Source organism: Sedimentitalea todarodis (genome assembly GCF_032595355.1).
GTDB classification, from domain to species: Bacteria; Pseudomonadota; Alphaproteobacteria; order Rhodobacterales; family Rhodobacteraceae; genus Sedimentitalea; species Sedimentitalea todarodis.
In genome coordinates this window covers 37866-58050 of the sequence record NZ_JASMWN010000021.1, presented here as the reverse complement: position 1 = coordinate 58050, position 20185 = coordinate 37866, and the positions used below count along the sequence as shown (strand labels likewise).

Below are 20185 nucleotides of genomic sequence, written 5' to 3'. Positions count from 1 at the left end.
GCCTCGCGAAAGGAATTGCGAAAACTTTCAAGGCATCTAGCGTCGAACGATACATTTAACATAAACTTCATTACCAGATTTTCAGCTGTAGCCGCAAAGTTAAAGTGTCCCACATCTGCAAAGTAGAAGTGTCACACTCTGCCCCGATGGGAACAGGCAGAGAGCGTGGGCATGGGATGGGTTTTGATGAGCGAGCGCGAGCTGAATCGGGTCGAAGTTTTGAGCCAGGTGTCACAAGGCCGGATGACGGCGACGGCCGCGGCAAACGTTCTGGGATTGAGCCGTAGGCAAGTTCAACGGCTGATGAAGACGTTTCAGTCTGACGGTCCGGCCGCGATCCGGCACAAGGCACGTGGACGTGCATCGAACAACCGGATCGACCCGGCGGTTCGGGAGTTCGCGGTGACGCTGGTCCGGGAGAACTACATCGACTTCGGGCCGACTTTCGCGGCTGAGAAGCTTCAGGAAGATCACGGATTGAAGGTGTCTCGCGAGACGCTGCGCAAATGGATGCAGGACGCAGGGATTTGGCTCTCACGCAAGCAGCGTCGCACCTTCCACCAGCCACGATTGCGCCGGGAATGCTTCGGCGAGTTGATCCAGATAGACGGCTCGGATCACCACTGGTTCGAGGACCGCGGGCCTGCCTGCACCCTGCTCGTCTTCATTGATGATGCGACCAGCGCCTTGATGCACCTCGAGTTCGTTAAATCCGAGAGCACCTTCAGCTATTTCGGCGCGCTGGAGGCATATTTGCTCGAACATGGACGCCCAGTTGCCTTCTACAGCGACAAACACACGGTGTTCCGTGTTGCCCAGCAAGGTGCGGAGTCCGGCCACGGGATGACCCAGTTTGGCAGGGCTTTGAACGAGCTGAACATTGAGATTCTCTGCGCGAACAGCTCTCAGGCGAAGGGTCGCGTCGAACGCGCCAACCGGACGCTGCAGGATCGGCTCGTGAAGGAGCTACGGCTGGCAGGCATCGCGGACATGGACGCGGCCAATGCCTTCCTTCCAGCCTTCATGGGCCGCTACAATGCCAAGTTTGCCAAGACCCCGCGCCGCCCGGACAATCTGCACCGGCCCCTTAATACTGAGCCGGATCGGCTGGCGGATTTGCTATGCTGGCGCGACGAGCGCTATGTCGGCCAGCAGCTCGCCTTCTCCTACGATCGGCAGCGGATCATCCTTCAAGAGAACGAGATCACGCGCGGGTTGCCCGGCAAGTACATCGACACCTTCGAATTCGCCGACGGCCGATTGGAGTTTCGATGGAGGGGCATCTCGCTCCCCTACTCCGTCTTCGACAAGGACCAGCGCGTCACCCATGCGGCGATCACCGAGAACAAGCATCTGAGCGCGGTGCTGGAGCACATCAAGGCTGAACAGGACAAGGCCCCGCCAAAGAAACGCCGCGCAGGCAAGCAACGTTCAAAATACAAGCCAACGGGGCGCCGCAACGACGGATGGAATACCCTTGCCGATCAAAGGCGCATCGCAGACCGCAAAGCCAGCCAGGGCTGCGATAATTGAGGTCTCCGCCCTGTCAGGCTTTGCTCCCCTCAGCGCCCTTTGGTGACATTTCTACTTTGCAGATCGGGTGACATTTCTACTTGGTTGCAACATCAGCGCGTTTTTGGGCAAGTTCAGTTGCGGGTTGGAAACTCTACCTCACCCCATTGCGCCGTTTTTGCAGAGCCGCAACGCTTGCATCAAAGTCCAGCCTTCCTGCCTTGGCTCGACGGATCAGTTCGCGCATCAAACCGCCAGGATTGCGAACAGGGTAACTCGGGTGATCTCGCTGCGCATCAACCAATAGTAGGCAGAAAGCCAACCCGTGGTCGCCCAAGGTGCTCTGGCCCTCGTGCCAAACTGAAGTATGGATGTCGAGCATCGGCAGCAACGCCCAGGCCGCCTCGATGATGTCGCGCTCTTTGAGAGGTCGGTTTTGATCTCTGCTCGCGTCAAGCATCATGCGCAAGCCGTCGCCGGCAATGCGATATAGATTCTCTGGCGTCAGAGCGGGTGGCGCGGGGCAGGGAATTGATGATGGCGATTCACTCTGTGCGATTTCCGCGTGTCTTTCAGAGTTATCCACAGCGGGCGGCGTCTTTACAGTTTGAGTTTCTTCTCTGGTGTTTTGTGTAAAGGGCCGGAAGTTTTCCGCTGGCTGGTCGGAAGAAAGCCCACGTTTTTCAAGCCAGTCATCAAGGCTGCTGCACAGATCGGAACTGGCCTTCAAATGGGCGTTGAGCCGCTCCAGACCGAGACGGCTTAAAGCATCGCTGCGTGGCCATTTATCGAAACTGGCGAGAATCTTGACGATCTCAGGATCTTTGATAGCCGAGGAGGGCAGGGCGGCGATGCACCGTTTCATGTGACGCAAACGAAGGGACCGAAGATCCTTCAAAGCGCGCAAATGCCTCCGTTCCGCACGGAGCCGATCGCGAAGGGCTATGAACTCTTCCAGTCGCGCGATCAGCGGAGTCAGTATCAAGCCTAGGCCAGCGCGACCATAGCGGGCCCCATTCGCCGCGACACGTTTCACGATCAGCCCAAGCTTGGCCAGCGCGGCCTCATCCGTTCGCAACTGGCGCGACGTCTTGCCAAGTTCGACCGCTGCGAGATCTTGCGCGCCAAAAAACACCGGTTCACGATGGGGAGAGGTCCAGTCGGATGCGCGGGTGCGCCCGATGATGTAGTTCAGAACTGCCAAGCGCGCCGGGCGCAGGCCTATATGCGGGGCAACCTCTGAAATTAGCGCCATGACAGCACCTTTGGTCCAGCCTTCCGGCAGGGTGAGATGGGTTTGGATCACGTTCACTGTCTAGTCCTTGTGAATTGGAACAAGGCTGCAACAGGGCATCCGTGTCCCCGCGAGCGACACGTTTTTTCATTGCCTTGACTGTCGGGACTGCTAGAACGAGATCACAGTTTGATTTGATCTGACGGAACGCCAATTCCGTTGTTCTTTGAGCCCCTCGCTTGGTTGCCGCCTTGCGGGGGTTTCTTCTTTTTTATCGTTTGCCTGTGACTGTTTGAGATCAGTAGTTGACTTGTTCGAAGCCATAGGCGCCCTCAAAATCCTCCCAATCGACGAACACAGCACGGACCCAGATATCGGGGCAGTTCTGGCCGTATCGCTCGGCCCCTCGGAAGGCTGGAGGAAGGGCACTTATCGAGCTGTTTTGCCACCGGAATTGGCCGTCTTGATCATACGTGCCACGCCGCACAGAAGCATATCTGTTGCAATCGTCACGGCCCTCCCTCTGACGTGCCGTAACCTGAAAGACATCTATGGAGCGGACGAAATCAAAAGCAGGGTCCGTCACATCGATATCGGCGGCACGCCCGACAGCTTGGGCGAGCTGGAGCGTTTCTCGCTCTCGGGGCAGGGAGACTGCTTGACCAGGATTGAACCCCGCCAACCTGTAGAGGCGCTCAACCGGGTTCGGCGCCTCGAACTCAGCACGCATTGGACAACGCCAGATCTGCAGCGGTGGTTCGACTGGCCAGGGCGTGATCCGGCGGATGAACTCCGCGCGCGCACGGGCGCAGGGAACCGACGCAGGCCAACCGCCTGCGAGGCACAGGAGGATCGCACAATCGATCTGGTAGCCTTGTGCGGTGGCAGGTTTGGCAGCAAGCGGTGTAAGCCCGATCGCGATGATCGCGGCAGTTGACACAAGCCGCCTCATGACAGAGCGCCGCCGCTAACCTGTTGGCGTATAATCAGACTTATGTTAATTGTGTCATAATTGCTGACATATTTTGCGCGTCGTTTCATTGGAACATCTCCTGGTAAGCGTCAAGCACAAGACGGACTTCGGCCTGCGCGGAAGCTGATGCTGCGGCGAGGCAATTCAGATAGGTTTGTGCCTCATCGAAGTAGGTGTTGAACTCGGCTCTGATGTCGTCGCCGTACTCGTTCAGGAGCGCAGGCGAGGCCGCCAGCTCCGGCCGCAACGGCAACACGCAGTCCATCGCCAGCGTCTCGGCGGTTGCTGGGATCGCTAGGGCGATGAATGTGCTACATGCCAGCAACCGCGACATCTGGTGGTCTCCCGACAATCTGGGGGCGAATCGTGTGTCGGACCTATCACTGAAAAAATATCTTAATCAATCAAAAGATATCTATTGACCATCTAAAGGATTTTCCGCTACGTCGCCGCATATCTTGTGACATGCACTGTTTGAAGCGGTGCAAAAGCAGGTTACTTCCGTAGGAAATTCTTTCCTTCGGAGGCAAAATGGCAGGAACAAAATACCCCGTGATCCTAACATCGCACATGCAAGAGGCGATCGAGGGTGGGGCATGGATCGAGGTGGAATGCGTTGAAGCCCCGGAAAAGGGCGGCAACACGCATAGGGGTGGCTGGACGGTTTTCGTCTGCTCCAATGACGGTCAAGGCGGTGTGCACCGGTCGGTCTATGTGACCAACCGGGATCTTAAACCACGCGTCTTCAAGACCGCAGCAGGGCTCATGAGCTTCTGCCTGGAGCTCGACGCAAAGGTATTCAGCTGCCCTCTCCGAGAAGGTGAGAGAGGCACGTGGGAGTTTGAGACGACAAGGTATCCTACCAGCGGCTAGCCTCGTTCTCTGGGGGCTTTCAGGCCCTTCCACTTATGCACAATCCGTTATCGATCTCGATGCTCCAGACCGTGTTGGTCGACTGACCAGTAGCGTTCTCGACTTTGCAAGACCCCAACCCGAGCAAAGCGACGGTGTCGCACGCTCTGAGGTCGTCCCTCTCGATTCACCACGCCTGTCTCCGCCTCGGGTCCCATCGGGCCGCCCTTCGATCGAGACTATGATCCTTGATGTGGGGTCGGTTTACGTGGACCACCCGGCCCTGCGGAGAGCCGGGATGTCCTCTCGCGATTGGCTCGCATTCTTTCGCGCGAACATCGCTATTGAAAGCGCATTTGATCCAGGCGCGCGATCGCATGTCGGCGCAATCGGGCTTGGGCAGTTGATGCCGGACACTGCGCGCGTGCTTGGCGTCGATCCGCATGATCCTGAGCAAAACCTGCATGGATCCGCCCGCTACTTGCTGACACAACTTGATCGTTTCGGCACGCCGCAGCTTGCGCTTGCAGCCTATAATGCCGGCCCCGAAGCCGTGGCGCGCCATGGCGGGATTCCCCCCTACCGCGAAACCCAAGGCCATGTCCGCAAGGTCATGGCCGTCTATGCCCAATCCATCGGAGACCAGATATGAAACGCATCGACTATACCCGGGCGGCATTGGCCGCGTTGCTGATAGTGGCCGCCGCCCCGGCGCTCGCACAAGACCTTAGCCCGGTCTCTGACATGATCGACAACATCATCGACGCGGTGACGGGTCCGATCGGCCGTGGCCTCGGCGTGCTCGCTCTTGTGGGGTCCGGTGTCATGATGTTTTTCGGGCGTCTCAACTGGCCGATCTTCGTCGCCGTGTTTGTCGGCGTGGTGCTGATCTTTTCGGCCGAGACCATCATCGACGGCTTTGCGGCTCCTTGATCTGACCGGCCGCAGAGACCTTCATGCGCGACACGCCACTCTTTCTGGGGCTGACCAAGCCGCCACGGATATTCGGTCTCCCGATCGGATATTTCGTGGCGCTGGTCTTCGCATCCGTGATCCCTTTCATTCTGGTTGACGACATGCGGTTCCTGCTGGTTTTCCTCGCGGGCTACCCACCGCTTTGGCTGGTCGCAGACCGCAATCCACATCTGTTCCAGATTTTGAACGTGGTGATGTCGCGCACACCGCGAACGAGTGTGCGATCCCGCGATGGGGGCGATCTCTATGTCGCATGAGTTTCGGGGGTTGATTGCAAACAACGCTGTTCGGGATGCACTTGGGGACAAGGTCTTGAAAGCCGAGCGTCTTGGGCGGCACCTACCTTACATTGCTGCGGTGCGAGACAATGTCATCCTGACGCGGCAGGGTGATCTGATGGCGTCGGTCACGCTTGGCGGGATCGACAGCTTCACCAGCGATGACACCCGGATCGATGAGATCAGTGAAGGCTTTGCCCGGATCGTCAGTCAGTTGGGCGAGCGTTTCGGTTTCCACATCAGCAAGGTATCACGCCCGGATGTCGCGGACCTTGCTGCGCCTGACGGTATGCCTTTTGCAAATGCGGTAGACGCGGCGTGGCAGAGAAGCCTGCGCGCACGTGACCTGAAAGCCCGCACCTTGATGCTGACAGTATTGATGCGTCCGTCGATGCCGCAGGCATTCTCGAAGGTTCTGGGTGCCCTAGGCGGGGGCCGCGATTTCCAGAAAGACATCGATACGCGAATTGTTGCCCTAGAAGAGGCCATGACGCTGCTCATGGCGATGTATTCCGACGCAGGCGCAGCGCGCCTGACAGTCTCGAGCGGGGACTGGCTTGCAGTGTTGGCCGCGGTACACGGACAGAGCTACGGCAAGATCATCGCGGCCCCCGGGCAACTGTTGGCTGACACGATGAGCAATTTCGACGTCAGCTTTCAAGGCAAAACCATGCGGCTGGAAAGCGGCGACAGCGCACGATACGGCGCGATTTTCGGGATAAAATCCTATCCCAGTCGCACCTGGCCAACCATGCTTGACGCGTTGGAACTGCCCTATGACATCACGATCACCAACTCTTTCACGCCGCGGCGCGCCAATGAGATGGTTGAGCGCATTCAACGCACCTTTCGCCAGCGGGGTGCCTCCGACGATGCTGGTGTCAGCCTGACAGAGCAATTGATCGAAGCCGCCGACGCCGTGGCATCCGGCCGGTCGACCTTTGGGACACACCATGCATCCGTGCAGGTCTTCTGTGACAGCGCCGAGGAACTGGAACAGGCAGCTTCCGAGATCTGGCGGGCGGGGCAAGAGACCGGTGCCGTTCTGGTAAGGGAATCCTGGGCCGCAAAGGCGCTCTATTTCGCGCAAGCGCCGGGAAACTGGGCCTACCGGATCCGTGACGGGATCGTTTCGTCGCACAATTTCGCGGAACTTGCAGCGTTTCACAAGACAAGGCCGGGGCGCGGACCCGAGGCCAGCCCATGGGGCAAGACGATCACGGCCTTCCCGACCGTGACCTCCAGCCTCTACCGGTTCAACTTTCACGAAGCGGGGCGCCGGACCGATGAGCCAAGCGTCGGGCACACCCTTGTTCTGGGCCGCACCGGGTCCGGCAAGACACTCGGCACGGCTTTTCTCATGGCACAGGCCCGAAGAGTGGGTGCGCGAGTCATCGTTTTCGACAAGGATCAGGGGTTGGAGATGGCGATCCGCGCTTTGGGTGGCAGCTACAGCGAAATCAAGGTGGGCCAGCCCACCGGCTTTAACCCGATGACCACGGAGACCGATGCGCGGGGGGCCGCCTGGCTGACAGATTGGCTCGGCGACATTCTGGCCCGTCACCGTCCATTTGAGACGGTCCAGACCGCAGCACTGAACGAGGCGGTTCGTCAGATCGCCGCCGCGGAGCCGGGCCTCAGAACCTTCGACGGTTTGGCAAGTCTCGTGGCCTCCACCGATGATGATGGCGACCTGGTGTCCCGCGTGCGGGAATGGACAGAAGTCGGCCGGTACGGTTGGCTTTTCTCAAGGCCCAGTGCCCAGGCGATTGCCATTGGCGAGGATGTCCTTGGTCTCGACATGACCGAACTTCTGGACCAGGACGCAGAACGCTCCGCCCTGCTCGCCTATCTCTTCCGCCGTATCGAGCGCGTGATCGAGGATCGCAGACCAACAATCATTGTGATCGACGAGGCGTGGAAGATGTTGGCTGACGATATCTTCGTCAAGCGCCTCCATGACTGGCTGGTTACCATGCGCAAGCGCAACTGCGTGGTGATGATGTTGACCCAGACACCGGGCCATCTGGACCAAAGTTCGGTCGGCCAGATCATCGCGGAAAGTGTGGCAACCCAGATCCTGTTTCCCAATCCACGGGCAAATCCGGAGGATTACAGCATCCTGCGCCTGAACGCGCGCGAGGCGGATTTTCTTTCCAGCCCGACAGCCGGGTTGCGGCTGGCATTGATCCGTTCTGGCGCCGACAGCGTGTTCGTCAATACCGATCTCGCAGGCTTGGGCGGTCTGGTTACTGTTCTTGGTGGCGGCAAGACCGGCGAGGAAAAGGCGCCTGCTGATTGGCGCAAGAAAGAAGAATTCTGGAAGGACATGATGTGAAAGCACGATTTTTTCTGTTGGTCGCCATGACGGTCCTGAGCGCTTGCGAAGGTGCATCAACAGGCGTGCGATCGCCCTGTTTTGAGCGGCCCGTTATGGCGTTCTCGGCCCCTGCTCCCGACCTTGTTTCACGGAATGCGCATTGTGATTTCCAGAGCTTCTAGAATGGCGATTCCGTTGGCCTTGGGTCTTGGCTCGCTTGCCTCCGCGCAGGGCGTGCCAGTGATCGATGGCTCCAACCTTGCCCGCGCTGTGTCTCGCGTCGAAGAGCTCGCACGCGACGCCTTGCGGCAGGGCCAGAAGCGCGATGCCCGCGAGGAACAAGCGGATATCTATCAAGAGCAGCTTGAAGCCTATGAGCGTTTCCTTGCGGAGACCACCGGTGTCACCGACCTGAGTGGGTTCGAGGCTGGTGGGCCTGGCTGGGCGAGCGCTGCAGAGACTTACCCAGCCCAGGAAGATCATCCTGATGCCGATCGCCTCTTCGGTGAGCCAAGCGACGTGGAGCGCATGATCATCACGGTGGCGCGGCGCTATGAGGGTCATCCCGGTGTTGCGGCCGCCGGTCTGACGCCACTGACATGGCGTATCTTGTTTCAGTCACTGATCAAGCAGGAAAGTCGTTTCAACAATGCAGCCGTCTCCCACGTGGGTGCGCGCGGTTTTTGCCAGCTGATGCCGGGCACAGCATCGGATCTCGGTGTGAACCCGTATGATCCTTGGGAAAACCTGGACGGTGGCGCACGCTACATTCTCACGCAACTGAACCGCTTCGGTCGGATTGATCACGCTCTGGCGGCCTATAATGCAGGCCCCGGCCGTGTTCTCGAATATGGTGGTGTGCCTCCTTTCGAGGAAACCCAGACCTACGTCCGGCGCATCAACGGCTATTACAACGACTATCTTGGCACCATCACCGGCGTCGACATGACGGGGTCACTGGCGGGCTTCGATGGTGCCTCGGCCGCCTGGGGCAACTGGGCGGATGCCTCGGTCGGCTATGGCGCCTACATGGGCACCCAGATCGATCAGGCCATGACGAGGATCGCGGCGCTTTTGCGTGAAGATCCGCCCGATAACGCAAAAGAGGCGCTGGACCGCTCCACCTATATGCTTGCTGAACGGGCGCGGCTCATGGCGCTGACGCTGCGTCTGCGCGCGGCCCACGTGAAAGTCGAAGCGGCACAAGGTTTGACCGAGGCCGCCGATCACCTGGAGCAATCCACTTTCTGGAGGTATTCCGATGAGGGCTGACACCCGCATTGCCGCAATTATTGTCGCGGGCACGCTCATGGCGGCACACCCGCCCCCAGCCTTCGCTCAGGGTGTGCCTGTGATCGATGGATCGAACCTCGCGCAGAATATCGAGCAGCTGCAGGCCGCGCTGCGCGATGCGGAAAACCAGCTCCAGCAAATCGAGGAATTGCGTACCCAGATCGAGCGCCTCACTGATATTCAGGGCCTTCTTGATGACGTCCTGGGTTCAATTACCGGCCTGAATGAAATCGCAGCCCTCTACAACGATGTGGAGGACCTGCGTGCCCGTGCCCAGAAGATCACCGATCTATCGGGTTTCATGGACAGTCTGTCGCTCGGGGATTTTGACAGCCTGCTGGACGATCTGCTCGATGGCGACGTCACCATGGGTGAGCGCCGCGCCGCAGATGCCATGCGCGAGACCATGGCCAGTGCGGGGTTCACCTCGGAAAAGCTCACCGAGCTGAACGACGCCGGGAACCCGCAAGGCGCTGCCATAGCCGATCTGGCGGCTGCCAATGCCATGGTTATCGGGCAAGCCCAAATTTCCTACGAGGAAGCCGCCCAGAGCATCGAGCGTATCGATGGGCTGGTGGAAGCGATTGGCGAACAGGAAACGCTCAAGGAATCGATCGATCTCAACACGCGTATGGCCGCGGAGACGAATTACATGCTGGGCCAGATGTGGCGCCTGAATGCCGCCCAAGGCTTGGCGCAAGGTCAAAACGGCATTGATTTCGCGGCCGAGCAGGCCCGCACACGCTCCTTCTTTGATTTCTCCGGCGCCGAGGACTGACCCTTGAATACATCACTCAAAGCACTTGCAGTTTTCATCGCCCTAGCAGGCAGTGCCTGGGCGGAAGACTTGCAAGACCTGCCCGACGATACGTTGCTCGGGGAGGTCGTCACTGCCACCGAAAATGGGGAGGAAGAGCGCCTCCTCGATCTCATGCGCGAGGTACAGGCAAGAGGGCTCTTGATGTTCCCGAAGCCGCAAACCTGCACCTTCAGCTATCCGGACACTGAGTTTTTCGGCAACGAGATTTTTCGAGGAGCGGTTCGGTGGGGCTTCGGCACCGACCTGAGAGAGCTTGCAATGTCGCAGGGCTTCTGCGGCTGCATCTATGATCTCGGGTCGCTCGATGCGTTTACGCAGGAACGGATTGGCAAAGCGGCGCAGGATGCAACTACCAGCGATTTCAGCGTCTTTCGCAAATACCGTCGCAGCGATTGGTCAGATGTAAACGAGCGCTATCAGAACTTCCAATTGGAGCGGTGTGGTAGTTAAGGATGGCCATAATCGCTGAGGTTCTGGCATTGGTAGATGCCACTGTCGCGGGCGTGGCAGCTGACACGTATGCTGATACGGTTGCCGCAGTACGCCCGGTTGTACAGACCGCATCTGTGTTGGTGGTCGTTCTTGTAGGCGCAAATGTGGGTCTGCAAGCCGTGCCGCTCTCGGTTTCCACAATCGTGTCGGTAGGGCTGCGCATTGTGCTGGTCAATGTGTTTTTGATCTACGCAAACCTTTCTGTTCCGTACGATGCGCTGACAAATGCTCCTGCCGAACTTGGTGCAGGTATTCTCAACTCCCTCTCAGGTGGTGATGTCACAAACCTTTATGACGGCATAGACGATCTCTACTCCCAAGCCCTGAATGTCGGGCAGGCGATCAGCCAGAATGGAGGCTGGCTGGCCGGTGCCATGACCAGCGTGGTCATGTTTCTTGTGGCCGCCGCCATGGCGACGATCACCATCATCGTTCTGTCGGCCGCCAAGATCATGTTGGCGGTATTGATCGCCATCGCACCTGTGGTCGTGGCTTGCACATTATTAAAACAATCGGCGCCGCTGTTCGAGGCATGGGTCAAACTCGCCATCGGTTTTTCCTTTGTGCCGCTGTTAGTGGCTGCCATGGCTGGCTTCACCATAGCGACGGGTGAAGCTGTCGCACCTGATAGCCTCGACAGCGTCGAAACACTCGGGGACGCGATTTCGTTCGTCGTGGTGATGATGATCGGCGCTGGCCTGATGTTGCTCGTGCCAACTTTCGCGCAAGGGGTTGCCGCCACGAACATCGGCCTCGCCTCGATCGGTGCAAATGCCGCGCGGATGCCCGGGAACGCGTGGCGCAATACCGGTGCCGCGATCCGGGGCGGAGATGACATGCGACGGGGCTTCAATGCAGGACTTCAGGGACAAGGCGTCTCCGACCGATCGTCCAGCGCGGCCCGTGCCGGGAGCTATGCGGGCGGTGCGGTCAAGCTCGCCGGAAAGATGAAGAAGGGATAGTCATGAGTGATTTCGATATCGATTTGGTGATGGGTCCGCGCCGGGCAGCGCGCGCCGCATGGATCGTTGCGGGCTGTTCCTGCGCCGTATCCGTGCTGTTGGCCCTGACCATTACGGTTATGTTGCCCCTGCGCGAAACCGAAGTGTTTACCGTCCTCGTCGACAGCACGTCGGGTGCAGCAGAACGCATCTATCAGGTTCAGCCGACTGGTATCACCGATGAGGAAGCGATCAAGGAATCCCTGCTTGTCAGTTATATCAGCGACCGCGAAAGCTATTTCAGGAACGGCATTCAAGAACGGCTCGAAAGTGTCCAGCGGCGCTCCAGCGGGCCCGCCCGCGCCTCGCTGATAGAACTCTGGACCGCGGGGGCCGAGAATTATCCACCGCGCAGCTACGGCGCGAATGCGCAGGTCGATGTCCGCGTGCGGGCGATCACCTTCCTGCAGGACGAAGTGGCTCAGATCCGGTTCGACAAACGCCTCACCCGACCCAACCAGACCCCCGTCACGCAAACATTCATCGCCACCGTAGGGTTTGAATTTGCCCCCCGCCGCGAACGCTCCCTGACACGCGTTTGGGAAAATCCCCTTGGCTTCTCGGTGACCGCTTACCGGGTCGATGCCGAAACACTGACACGAGAATAGTTCATGAAAACCTTCATAATTGCCATCGCAACGGTCGGCGGGTTGCTCGGAACGCCCGCCTTGGCCGAGCGCGCACCGGTCACCATGGGTCAGGACGCCCGCGTTCGCCACGTGACCTTCAACCCTACGGATGTGATCCGGATCGACACCCACCTTCGGGTAAACACGTCAATCGAACTCGGTCCCGGCGAACGGATCAATCAAGTCCTGATCGGTGACTCCGCGTCCTATGAAGTGGAGGTTCTGTCAAACCGCAATACGATCTCGATCAAGCCTGTCGAGGCTCGGGCCACGACAAACCTGACGATCTTTACCAACCGCCGCGCTGTCGCCTTCTATCTGACAGAGGGACGCTCGCGGACACAGTCTTTCCGGGTCGTCGTAAACTTTCCCGACGAGCGCCCCGCCGGGCGCCAGCTTGCGGCTGGAGGCCGAGATACCGGCTATCAGTTCGCGGGCAGCGGTGCGATCCGCCCGGTGAGGGTCTGGAATGATGGGCGCTCGACCTTCTTTGAATTCCGGCCCGGCGTGCGGCCCTCGATCTTCGGCTTGAACGCCCAGGGCTACGAGATCACCCAGAACAGCCAGACGCAAGGTGCGGTCGTGCGGGTCACCGGCGTGCGGGACGCCTACACGATCCGCATGGGCGACGATCATATCTGCATTACCCGTGAGACTGGTGGGTTCACGACCGAGGCTGCTGCCGTGGCCGCCCTGCGTGGACGGGAGTTCTGATCATGAGCGACGAGAAAACCGGGGAAAAGGAATACAGCTTCGCACCCAAGCGGCGCGCATCTCTCGGGCTCAGGCTTGGTTTGGGTGCATTGCTTGTGGCAGGGACCGCCATCATTGCCTACCCGCTTGTGCAAGGCAGCGGCATCACTTCTGCCGTTGAAACATCGAAAGCCGACGACTTTCAGGATCAAGTTGACGGTGACGGGTTTGGCCGCATGACAGCCGACGCTGAACCGACCGAACAAAGATCAGAGCCGAGGTTCGATCCCGGACCAATCGAGGATGAACTCGCGGCGCAGCGCCAAGCTCTCGAGGAACAGAACGCCAAGCTTGCGAGCGACGTGGTCGCCCTACAAGCCCAGTTGGCAAGACTGGCCGAGGCCCCTGCCCCCGACAATTCCGCCGAGCTGGCCGAAGCGCTGCGCTCGGTCCAGGAACAGAACACGGCGCTCATCGCCCAGATGCAAAGCGAGATGGACACCCGGTTGGCAGAAGCCGATCTTGAAGCGCAAAAGCGTATCGCTGATGAGGTTGCCGCACGCGCGCGTGTTGCCGATGGCCGGATGGAGCAGTTGATGGAGCAAATGCTCGGACTGCAGCGCCAGAACGACGCCCTGCAACAGCAGATCGATGACGGTATGAGTGACGCTCTACGCGCGCAAACCGAGAGGGATCAGCTCGCCGCCGAGGAAGCCGCGCGGCGGGCTGAACTGGACCGTCGGCGTGCCGAGGCGGCGGCGCTGCGCGACACACAAATTCGGTCCGAAGGGGTGATCTTTGATGCGGGCGGCCAGACGGGCAGTCCGGCATCTGACCCTGAGAGGGGACCTGCGGTCGGAGATGCGGCGGCGCGCGCCTTCGTGTTGGACGGTGCCCAGCCCGTTCAAGTCGCAACAGCGGAGGTTATCGCCAATCCTTCCAATACGGTGCTGCAGGGCACGCTCATTCAAGCGTCACTGGAAACCGCCATCGAATCCACATTGCCCGGACAGATTACCGCCATCGTGAACTACCCGGTCTGGAGTTTCGATCAGTCCCGCGTTCTCATTCCCGAAGGCTCCCGCCTCTTCGGGACCTACAATTCGAATGTCTCTTTGGGCCAGGCCCGCATTCTGGTTGGCTGGTCACGCATCGTCACACCCGAGGGGCAATCGGTTCAGCTCGCCGCATTTGGCGCGGACGATCAGGGCCGCTCGGGCGTGACGGGCTCCGTGAACTCCCGCTTTGGGCTGCGCTTTGGCGCAGCCGCATTGCTCTCGATCATCGGCGCAGGACCGGCAATCGACGCATCCGAGGCCAGCTCCGAGACCAGATCAGAAATTGCCGAGGATGTCGCGGGCAGTTTTGCGCAGGCCACCGATGCGGTGATCGGCGAATTTGCCACCCTGCCTCCGGTTATCTCGGTCCAGCCGGGCGCTGCGATCAGTGTGATCGTCGACCGTGATCTTGAGTTCTATTAAGTGCGTTTCGGGTTCGACAAAACATTCAGGTGTCGAAACACGCGTTCGACCGAAGGGAGAGGCCGCGTGTCTCAAAGCAACACAAACCTGAAACGCACAGGCGGCCACCCATGAACCAGGCGGCAGAAAAAGCCAGTTTTCTTTCGACCTATCTAAAACCTCTGGCTGCACCGCTCGCCGATCCCTGCGTGGTCGAAATAGCGGTCAATCCCGATGGAAAGGTCTGGGTGGAAACCCGGGGGGCTGAGCATATGGTCGGCCTCGAAGGTGTGTTTTACTCCCCTTCCCAAGCTCGGGACCTTGCAACATCCATTGCCAGCGCCACCCACGGACAGATCAGCGAGAAAAAGCCGCTCGTCTCCGGCAAGATCGAGATGAACGGCAAGCCGATCCGGGCACAGGTCGTCTATCCACCGGTCGTGGATGGCGGGCCGTCGATCACCTTGCGCCGCTACAGTGAAGACCAACTCACCTTGGGCGACATCGGTCTGTTGCACGGTGCACTGGTGGATTTGGATGCCGAACGACAGGCAAAAGCCGAACGGGTGATCGCACTGACGCAGGCGGGGGATATTCGAGCCGCCATGAAACTCTGCATCGATGAGCGGTTGAACATCATGATCAGCGGCGGGACGTCCACGGGCAAAACGACTTTTGCCCGGGCACTTCTCGCGCTGGTGACCGAGGCGGAACGTATCGTGACCATCGAGGACGCATTCGAGCTCTTTCCTCCACAGCCCAATCGCGCGATGCTCAAGGCTGACCGTATCCCCTCAAGTGAACGCACCGCGGCCAAATTGCTGGAGACCTCTTTGCGCATGCGTCCTGACCGGATAATTCTTGGCGAATTGCGCGGCGATGAGTGCAAGACCTTCCTCGACGCGATCAACACCGGCCATTCCGGCTCTTTCACCACAATTCACGCCGATACCGCGCAGAAGGCGCTCGACCGCCTTGCCCTCATGGTCATGTCGGTGGGCATCAATATGAGTTTTGAGGAGGTAAGGCGCTATGCCGCCTCCAGCATCGATGTCGTGGTGCAGCTTGGTCGGAAAGACGGAAGACGTGGGGTCGAACAGGTGTGGGTGCCTGGTATCTTAAAATCAGAAGTGACCAGCTGAGGGATGTTTGGAAGGGTGCGCATTGAGCACTATCGGACGGTAACCTCTCCCGTCTTGTCACAACATGAACGCGTTTGCGCTTGATCGCATTGATTGCGATGATTACACTCCTCTCAGGAGGACATCATGGCAAGCATTACCATCCGGAACCTTGACGATGACGTGAAGCGCCGCCTTCGCATCCGCGCAGCCGAACATGGCCGTTCAATGGAAGAGGAGGCGCGCGAGATCTTGCGCCACGTCGTCGGCGAAGCGAAGCCCTCCCACGATCTTGCCGCGGCGATACGTGCGCGGGTCGCGCCTCTGGGCGGCGTTGATCTGGACCTTCCGCAGCGTGAGGCCATGCGTGAACCACCCGCGTTCGACCGGGCCTGACGCATGATCATCCTCGACACGAATGTCATCTCCGAGCTTTTGCGCCCGGCCCCGGAGCCCAAGGTCGAACACTGGTTGTCGGCTCAGGAAGGGCTCAACGTTTACCTGACCTCGATATCGGAGGCGGAACTGCGCTTTGGCCTCGCAATCATGGGGAACGGCAAGCACCGCGCCGCGCTGGTTGACGCCGTGGACCGCATCCTGCGCGAAGACCTGGCCGGGCGCATTCTGCCCTTCGACAGCAACGCCGCGCAGTCCTTCGCTACCATAGCAGCGGCACGACGGTCCGCCGGGCGACCGATCGCTCAGGCCGATTGCCAGATCGCTTCCATTGCCCACGCCTGCGGCGCCACCGTCGCCACGCGCAATACGCCTGACTTCGAGGGTTGCGAGATCGACCTGATCAACCCCTGGACAGCCGCATGAACGCCGTTGAAATCGAACAAGCTGTTTCCGAACTCGCCGAGCAGCCCTTTGATGCTGCCGAGTTCCCATATGCCTTCCTCATGGCCTTCGGCAACAAGGACACGACCATCAAGCGGCTGCGCACCGGCGCGTCGAACAAGTCCGACCTCGGCGGCGTCCTGCAGACCAACAACATCCACCTTGCGACCTGTGCGCCGGGCGATATCGCGGCAACGCTCACCGCCTTGCGCGACAGCCCAACCACCACCCGCGCTAAGGCCAAGTTCATCCTCGCTACCGATGGCATTGATCTGGAAGCCGAAGATATCACCACTGGCGAGACCATCGCCTGCCGCTACACCGATTTCCCCGACCATTTCGGCTTCTTCCTGCCGCTCGCCGGTATCTCCACCGTCAAGCAGATCCGCGAAAGCGCCTTTGACATCCGGGCGACCAGCCGCCTCAACCGGCTCTATATCGAGCTGATCAAGGACAACCCCGACTGGGGCAGCGCGGAAAAACGCCACGACATGAACCACTTCATGGCGCGGCTGATCTTCTGCTTCTTCGCCGAAGACACCGACATCTTCGTCAGCGACAACCTGTTCACCGCCACCATCGACCAGATGGCTAACCGCGACGGGTCGAACACGCATCAGGTCATCGGCGAAATCTTCCGCGCGATGAACACCGCCATCCCCAAACGGGCCGAGGCCAAGCTGCCCCGCTGGGCCGACACCTTTCCCTATGTGAACGGTGGGCTCTTCTCGGGGTCCACCGAAGCCCCGCGGTTTTCCAAGATCGCGCAGCGCTACCTGTCCCATATCGGCAGCCTCGACTGGACCCAGATCAACCCCGACATCTTCGGCTCCATGATCCAGGCCGTCGCGGATGAGGAGGAACGCTCGGTCCTCGGCATGCACTACACCTCCGTGCCGAACATCCTGAAGGTGCTGAACCCGCTCTTCCTAGATGACCTGCGGACGGAACTGGAGGCGGCGGGCGACAACGCGCGGAGGCTCTCCAATCTGCGTGCGCGCATGGCCAAGATCCGCGTCTTCGATCCCGCCTGCGGGTCGGGCAACTTCCTTGTCATCGCCTACAAGGAAATGCGCGCCATCGAGTATGAGATCAACAAGCGCCGGGGCGAGCCGCTGCGGCGCACCGACATTCCCCTGACCAACTATCGCGGGATCGAGCTGCGGGATTTCTCGGCCGAGATCGCGCGGCTGGCGTTGATCATCGCGGAATACCAATGCGACGTGACCTATCGCGGCCAGAAAGAGGCGCTGGCAGAATTCCTGCCTCTGGACGCGCAGAACTGGATCACCTGCGGCAACGCCCTGCGGCTGGATTGGCTGTCGGTCTGCCCGCCCACGGGGACGGGGGTGAAGTTTCAGGCCGATGACCTGTTCATGTCCCCGCTGGATCAGGCGCAGATCGACTTCGCGAATGAAGGGGGCGAGACCTATATCTGCGGGAATCCGCCCTATCTTGGGTCAACCTGGCAAAGCACCGAACAGAAAGAGGATTTGCAGCGCATTTTCGACGGGCGCACGAAAAGCTGGAAATCGCTCGACTATGTTGCAGGCTGGTTCATGAAGGCCGCCGATTACGGGCTGCACACGCCCACCGTGTCGGCCTTTGTGTCCACCAACTCGATCTGTCAGGGGCAGCAGGTGCCGATCCTGTGGCCGCTGATCTTCAAGACAGGGCACGAGATCGCCTTTGCCCATACGAACTTCAAATGGGCGAACCTGGCCAGCCATAATGCTGGCGTGACCGTGGTCATAGTTGGAATATCAAACCGCGCTGGTCACACCAGAAAGCTGTTTTCGTTAACTTCGGACGGTGAAACCGAAGTCAAAGAGTCCGGATTCCTGAACGCTTACTTGATCAATGGTGCAAACGTAATCGTAGAGAAGCGGTCAAAGCCACTATCCTCGCTGGCCGAAATGACATTCGGTAGTAAGCCTGTTGACGGGGGAAATTTGCTGTTTAGTTCAGACGAAGTTTCAAGCTTGGCTCTAACCCCAGAACAGCGGCGAAAATTTATTCGCCCCATTCTTGGTTCTGAAGAGTTTATTGCGGGGAAGCAGCGATACTGTCTTTGGATAAAGGATGCCGAGGCAGAACAGGCCAAAGAAATCCCTGCAATTGGGAAGCGACTTGAGGCTGTGCGCGCAATGCGCCTCGCCAGTACAAAGTCGGCAACACAGAAAGGGGCTAAGTGGCCCCATAGATTCGATGAACGTCGCCAAACGGGCGATGAGAAAGTGATCGCGATCGCAGCGATTAGTTCCGAGAACCGCGACTATCTCCCATGTGGACCTCTCCCTGATGGAACCATTATTTCCAACAAACTTTTTGCCCTCTACGACGCTCCGCTCTGGAACATGGCGCTGATCGCCTCGCGTCTGCATTGGGTCTGGATCGGCACGGTTTGCGTGCGGATGCGAACTGATTTCAGCTATTCCAACACCCTCGGCTGGAACACCTTCCCCGTCCCGAAACTGACCGAAAAGAACCGCGCCGACCTGACAGCGGCGGCAGAAGGCATCCTTCTGGCCCGCGAGGCGCATTTCCCCGCCACCATCGCCGACCTCTACGACCCCGAGAAAATGCCCGCCAACCTCCGCGCAGCGCATGACCACAACGACGAGGTTCTGGAACGCATCTATATCGGCCGCCGCTTCCGCAACGACACCGAACGGCTGGAAAAGCTGTTCGAGATGTATACGAAGATGACGACGAAGGTGAGCGTATGAGCAACTTCAATAGCATGACGCTGATGGCAGCGGGCGAGATGATTGCTGAAATGTCGACGCAAGCCGCGTTCTCATCTCTTATTTTAGGGTGGGGTGTAGAGGAATTCTGTGGCTCTGGATCGGTAGCATCGAAGGCCAATGATTTGGTTAGGTTCGCCAAAAGCAGTATGGGACAGCGTTCTGTTCCGACGGTCAATGGGAACTGCGACCTGCGTAGGGCGATGGTTGAACATGCAACTACCGCGTCCGATCGAGACAAACAAAACAAGCCTGACGTCTGGTTGCGTCTTGTTGCTGGTCTGAAAATGGATGGCTTCGAACTTGTGGAAGAAAGGGTTCCGGATCCGATGGGCGGAACTTCAATCTTCGACGATGCTCCAAGGATGATCAAAAAAATCGTCCTAAGGCGGATGCTACCTGAGGATGTGCCTGAGGCAGACTTTCGTGAAGCGACAAGCGAAGTTGAGGCTCTGCTTGATCGGCATGGGTTTAATGTGGCCAAGGGACACTTGGCGCAAGCAACTCAGAATTTTTCGCAAGGGAATTGGTCATCTGCAAACGCGATGATCCGAGATTTCTATCAGGAACTGCTGGACAAAATTGCGGAGTATTTTGGATGTGATCCTAAGGTTAGTGATGATGCGAAGAGGCAATATCTTGCAGATACAAAATCGGGACCATTCCTACTTCACGAATACAATGAGTGGGAGAACGACAGAGGCAAACCCGCATACGTATTGGGGTTGTGGGCAAGATTGCATCCGCACGGCAGCCATCCGGGTCTATCAGATGAAGAAGATTGTGCTTTTCGGTTTCAAATAATCCTGATCACAGCCCGCATATTTTTAAGACGTTTTGATAAGCGAGTGAAAGGTCAATGATCAAAGGTTTTTCCTCCATTTCGATTATTTATGCCACCAACGGTAGCCCGGCCAAGCCGAACGATCAGCGTCGGCGGGCAAT

Annotated in this window: 21 protein-coding genes; 18 read left to right on the top strand and 3 right to left on the bottom strand. The window is 59.0% G+C overall.

Annotation, left to right across the window (positions count from 1 at the left end):
- The first annotated feature begins 171 nt into the window (after positions 1-171).
- Positions 172-1533 carry an ISNCY family transposase gene (locus QO231_RS20620; RefSeq protein WP_316780993.1) on the top strand — a complete coding sequence of 454 codons (1362 nt, stop codon included), beginning with the start codon at positions 172-174 and terminating at the stop codon, positions 1531-1533.
- 133 nt (positions 1534-1666) lie between these two features.
- Here QO231_RS20620 and repC read toward each other — a convergent pair whose 3' ends face one another.
- The 3 genes from repC to QO231_RS20605 all read right to left on the bottom strand — a co-directional run bounded on the left by repC (position 1667) and on the right by QO231_RS20605 (position 4053).
- A complete protein-coding gene (gene repC, locus QO231_RS20615) occupies positions 1667-2824 on the bottom strand; it encodes a replication initiation protein RepC (RefSeq protein WP_316780990.1) in 1158 nt (385 codons plus the stop codon).
- Positions 2825-3044: 220 nt separating this feature from the next.
- Positions 3045-3698: a hypothetical protein gene (locus QO231_RS20610; protein WP_238373421.1), complete on the bottom strand. Its 654-nt coding sequence runs from the start codon at positions 3696-3698 to the stop codon at positions 3045-3047.
- Between the two features lie 85 nt (positions 3699-3783).
- Positions 3784-4053 carry a hypothetical protein gene (locus QO231_RS20605; protein WP_111550073.1) on the bottom strand — a complete coding sequence of 90 codons (270 nt, stop codon included), beginning with the start codon at positions 4051-4053 and terminating at the stop codon, positions 3784-3786.
- A 197-nt stretch (positions 4054-4250) separates the two neighbouring features.
- On the opposite strand from QO231_RS20605, the gene QO231_RS20600 reads away from it, so the two are divergent.
- The 17 genes from QO231_RS20600 (at position 4251) to QO231_RS20520 (ending at position 20103) form a co-directional block, all read left to right on the top strand.
- Complete coding sequence (locus QO231_RS20600) at positions 4251-4592, top strand: hypothetical protein (RefSeq protein ID WP_009819929.1); 342 nt, start codon at positions 4251-4253, stop codon at positions 4590-4592.
- A gap of 82 nt (positions 4593-4674) precedes the next feature.
- Positions 4675-5223 carry a lytic transglycosylase domain-containing protein gene (locus QO231_RS20595; RefSeq protein WP_394356658.1) on the top strand — a complete coding sequence of 183 codons (549 nt, stop codon included), beginning with the start codon at positions 4675-4677 and terminating at the stop codon, positions 5221-5223.
- Positions 5220-5504 carry a TrbC/VirB2 family protein gene (locus QO231_RS20590; protein ID WP_037239483.1) on the top strand — a complete coding sequence of 95 codons (285 nt, stop codon included), beginning with the start codon at positions 5220-5222 and terminating at the stop codon, positions 5502-5504. Before QO231_RS20595 ends, QO231_RS20590 begins: the two co-directional genes overlap by 4 nt.
- Before the next feature lie 23 nt (positions 5505-5527).
- Positions 5528-5803 (top strand): type IV secretion system protein VirB3, encoded by a 276-nt coding sequence (locus QO231_RS20585; RefSeq protein ID WP_238373091.1) that lies wholly within the window; start codon positions 5528-5530, stop codon positions 5801-5803.
- Complete coding sequence (locus QO231_RS20580) at positions 5793-8162, top strand: VirB4 family type IV secretion/conjugal transfer ATPase (protein WP_316780961.1); 2370 nt, start codon at positions 5793-5795, stop codon at positions 8160-8162. The genes QO231_RS20585 and QO231_RS20580 overlap by 11 nt, the downstream gene beginning before the upstream one ends.
- Positions 8163-8327: 165 nt before the next feature.
- Positions 8328-9416: a lytic transglycosylase domain-containing protein gene (locus QO231_RS20575; RefSeq protein WP_316780958.1), complete on the top strand. Its 1089-nt coding sequence runs from the start codon at positions 8328-8330 to the stop codon at positions 9414-9416.
- Positions 9417-9495: 79 nt separating this feature from the next.
- Complete coding sequence (locus tag QO231_RS20570; protein ID WP_316780954.1) at positions 9496-10215, top strand: type IV secretion system protein; 720 nt, start codon at positions 9496-9498, stop codon at positions 10213-10215.
- 3 nt (positions 10216-10218) lie between these two features.
- Positions 10219-10707, top strand: a complete 489-nt coding sequence (locus QO231_RS20565) for a hypothetical protein (RefSeq protein ID WP_072506894.1) — start codon at positions 10219-10221, stop codon at positions 10705-10707.
- A 2-nt stretch (positions 10708-10709) separates the two neighbouring features.
- On the top strand, positions 10710-11711 hold the full coding sequence (locus QO231_RS20560) for a type IV secretion system protein (RefSeq protein WP_316780946.1): 1002 nt from the start codon (positions 10710-10712) through the stop codon (positions 11709-11711).
- Positions 11712-11713: 2 nt separating this feature from the next.
- Positions 11714-12358, top strand: a complete 645-nt coding sequence (locus QO231_RS20555) for a virB8 family protein (protein ID WP_111550067.1) — start codon at positions 11714-11716, stop codon at positions 12356-12358.
- A gap of 3 nt (positions 12359-12361) precedes the next feature.
- Entirely contained in the window at positions 12362-13093 is a 732-nt protein-coding gene (locus tag QO231_RS20550) for a TrbG/VirB9 family P-type conjugative transfer protein (protein WP_316780941.1), read from the top strand.
- Positions 13094-13095: 2 nt separating this feature from the next.
- A complete protein-coding gene (locus QO231_RS20545) occupies positions 13096-14553 on the top strand; it encodes a TrbI/VirB10 family protein (protein ID WP_316780937.1) in 1458 nt (485 codons plus the stop codon).
- Positions 14554-14663: 110 nt separating this feature from the next.
- Positions 14664-15674 carry a P-type DNA transfer ATPase VirB11 gene (gene virB11 / locus QO231_RS20540; protein WP_316780934.1) on the top strand — a complete coding sequence of 337 codons (1011 nt, stop codon included), beginning with the start codon at positions 14664-14666 and terminating at the stop codon, positions 15672-15674.
- Positions 15675-15800: 126 nt separating this feature from the next.
- Complete coding sequence (locus tag QO231_RS20535; protein ID WP_009819916.1) at positions 15801-16049, top strand: FitA-like ribbon-helix-helix domain-containing protein; 249 nt, start codon at positions 15801-15803, stop codon at positions 16047-16049.
- Between the two features lie 3 nt (positions 16050-16052).
- Positions 16053-16475, top strand: a complete 423-nt coding sequence (locus QO231_RS20530) for a type II toxin-antitoxin system VapC family toxin (protein ID WP_068247303.1) — start codon at positions 16053-16055, stop codon at positions 16473-16475.
- A complete protein-coding gene (locus QO231_RS20525; RefSeq protein WP_238373082.1) occupies positions 16472-19222 on the top strand; it encodes a class I SAM-dependent DNA methyltransferase in 2751 nt (916 codons plus the stop codon). The genes QO231_RS20530 and QO231_RS20525 overlap by 4 nt, the downstream gene beginning before the upstream one ends.
- On the top strand, positions 19219-20103 hold the full coding sequence (locus QO231_RS20520; RefSeq protein ID WP_316780921.1) for a hypothetical protein: 885 nt from the start codon (positions 19219-19221) through the stop codon (positions 20101-20103). Before QO231_RS20525 ends, QO231_RS20520 begins: the two co-directional genes overlap by 4 nt.
- The last annotated feature ends 82 nt before the right edge of the window (positions 20104-20185 follow it).